The following is a 2,404-nucleotide window of genomic DNA, read 5'->3' as shown; positions in this document are numbered from 1 at the left end:
AGAAATGGCTGATCATTTAAGTGAGCTCACGAGTTTAAACCGTCGTGAAGCAAAGCAAATGGTCGAATTATTCTTCGACGAGATCAGCCAGGCGCTCATCTCCGGAGAACAAGTCAAGCTATCTGGTTTCGGCAATTTCGAGCTGCGCGACAAGCGCCAGCGCCCGGGCCGCAATCCGAAAACGGGTGAGGAAATTCCGATTTCCGCCCGCCGTGTAGTCACCTTCCGCGCCGGCCAGAAATTCAGGCAGCGTGTGGGAAATGAGCAGATCGATTGATCTGCTTTTTTTATGCAGCTCTGCAGGCCCTGCTTTGAGGCGGCGGCCTGAAGGCTAAGCGCTGAGCTGGGATAACCGAAAGGCTGAAAATAGCTGGAAACGGCGTGATTTTATTGAGAGCTTGGGAGCGGCGGCGGGCTTCGCTTATTTGTAGGCATAAAAAAAGAGAGCCAATGGCTCTCTTTTTCTTACTGACTAATCGGAAGGGATTAGTGAGCAGCTTCAGAAGCAGCTGGAGCAGCTTCAGACGCAGCAGCTGGAGCAGCTTCAGAAGCAGCAGCTTCAGAAGCAGGAGCAGCTTCAACAGCAGCAGCAGAAGCAGCAGCTTCAGCTTCAGATGCAGCTACAGTAGCTTCAGAAGCAGCAGCTTCAGCAGCAGGCGCTTCTTCAGTTTTTTTAGCACAGCCAACGAAAGCTAAAGTAGTAGCAACTGCAGCAGCAATAGCGATTTTTTTGAATAACATGGCATCACTCTCTAAATATGAGATTAAAAAAAACCTTAGTTAGCCTGTTGTGCGCTTTTTTATGCCTAAATTTATTCTTAGGTATTAACAATGCAGAGCAGCCTAACTGGTATGCAAATATGCTATCACTGAGCATTTTGAATTGCTACTGTTGCCGCTGAAAAAAGAGCAAAAAAATGGCGAAAATGCGCAATTTATTAACAGAAAATAACAATCAAGAGAAAGGTTTGTATTGGATAAATGCTAAATAAACGCCTAAAAAGCATCAGGTTTTTCTGAATATTATTTTTAGAATCATTTGCTTGAAAATAAGTTTACATAAGCGCAGGGCAATTGTGTCTTTGTGTAAGCAAAGTCAACCAAATAAAAAGGCTATCGTTATAGATAGCCTTTTCAGATTTTTCCGCTTAATTTGAAGCTTTGCGCTTCATTTGATCGAAAAATTCATCGTTGGTTTTTGTTTCCTTCATGCGGTCCAGCAGGAATTCCATGGCAGCCAGCTCATCCTGTGTATGCAGCAGCTTGCGCAGGATCCAGACTTTGCGCAGGTTGTCTTCAGACATCAGGCGCTCTTCGCGGCGCGTGCCGGATTTCTTGATGTTCATGGCCGGGAATACGCGTTTTTCAGCAATGCGGCGGTCCAGGGTAATTTCCTGGTTGCCTGTGCCTTTGAATTCTTCGTAGATCACTTCATCCATTTTACTGCCGGTTTCAATCAAGGCTGTAGAAATGATGGTCAGTGAGCCGCCTTCTTCAATATTACGCGCCGCGCCGAAGAAACGCTTTGGACGCTCGAGTGCATGCGCATCCACACCGCCAGTTAAAACCTTGCCAGATGAAGGTACAACAGTGTTGTAAGCGCGCGCTAAACGGGTAATTGAGTCGAGAAGAATGACAACGTCTTTTTTGTGTTCAACCAAGCGCTTGGCTTTTTCAATCACCATTTCAGCTACTTGAACGTGGCGGGCCGGCGATTCATCAAATGTAGACGCAATCACTTCGCCGCGGACCGTGCGCTCCATCTCTGTTACTTCTTCAGGGCGCTCGTCAATCAGCAGCACAATTAGGAAGCACTCCGGGTTATTGCGGACAATTGACTGCGCGATGTTTTGCAGCAGCATGGTTTTGCCGGCTTTTGGCGGCGCAACAATAATTGAACGCTGGCCTTTGCCGATCGGCGCAACCAAGTCAACCACGCGCGCAGTTAAATCTTCAGTTGTGCCATTGCCTAATTCCATCACCAGCTGCTCGGTCGGGAACAGCGGGGTTAAGTTTTCAAACAGGATTTTGTTGCGTGAATTTTCAGGCGTATCGTAGTTGATCTGATTAACTTTTAATAATGCGAAATAACGCTCGCCTTCTTTCGGCGGGCGGATTGTGCCGGTAATGGTGTCGCCCGTGCGCAGGTTGAAGCGGCGGATTTGTGAAGGGCTGACATAGATGTCGTCCGGGCCTGCAAGATAAGAGCCCGCTGCGGAACGCAGGAAGCCAAAGCCATCCGACAGAATTTCGAGAACGCCGTCACCAAAGATCTCTTCGCCGTTCATTGCATGGCGCTTTAAGATGGCAAAAATGATGTCTTGCTTGCGGTTACGCGCCATTCCTTCAAGGCCCATAAACTCGGCAATTTTGATGAGTTCGCCAATCGGTTTTTTCTTGAGTT

4 protein-coding genes are annotated in these 2,404 nt (G+C 47.7%); 1 reads left to right on the top strand and 3 read right to left on the bottom strand.

From position 1 onward, the window contains the following. On the top strand, positions 1-277 hold a 277-nt coding region (locus tag RSA72_RS14395; protein ID WP_332623091.1), incomplete at its 5' end, for an integration host factor subunit alpha. Between the two features lie 10 nt (positions 278-287). Here the strand turns inward: RSA72_RS14395 and RSA72_RS14390 are convergent. From RSA72_RS14390 to rho, 3 genes are all read right to left on the bottom strand, one after another. Further along, entirely contained in the window at positions 288-581 is a 294-nt protein-coding gene (locus RSA72_RS14390; protein WP_332633426.1) for a hypothetical protein, read from the bottom strand. Beyond that, positions 487-741 (bottom strand): hypothetical protein, encoded by a 255-nt coding sequence (locus RSA72_RS14385; RefSeq protein WP_068907729.1) that lies wholly within the window; start codon positions 739-741, stop codon positions 487-489. Before RSA72_RS14385 ends, RSA72_RS14390 begins: the two co-directional genes overlap by 95 nt. Before the next feature lie 407 nt (positions 742-1,148). Next, positions 1,149-2,404 (bottom strand): transcription termination factor Rho (gene rho, locus RSA72_RS14380; RefSeq protein WP_332633423.1); only part of this gene is annotated, 1,256 nt, incomplete at its 5' end.

It is taken from the genome of Acinetobacter sp., from assembly GCF_036659555.1.
Lineage (GTDB): Bacteria > Pseudomonadota > Gammaproteobacteria > Pseudomonadales > Moraxellaceae > Acinetobacter.
The sequence above is the reverse complement of the archived record's forward strand: the minus strand, read 5'-3'. Positions and strand labels throughout refer to the sequence as shown.

Bases quoted from the DNA above. Each gene is read 5' to 3' on its own strand.
- RSA72_RS14385 (WP_068907729.1), bottom strand. From the start codon at position 741: ATGTTATTCAAAAAAATCGCTATTGCTGCTGCAGTTGCTACTACTTTA.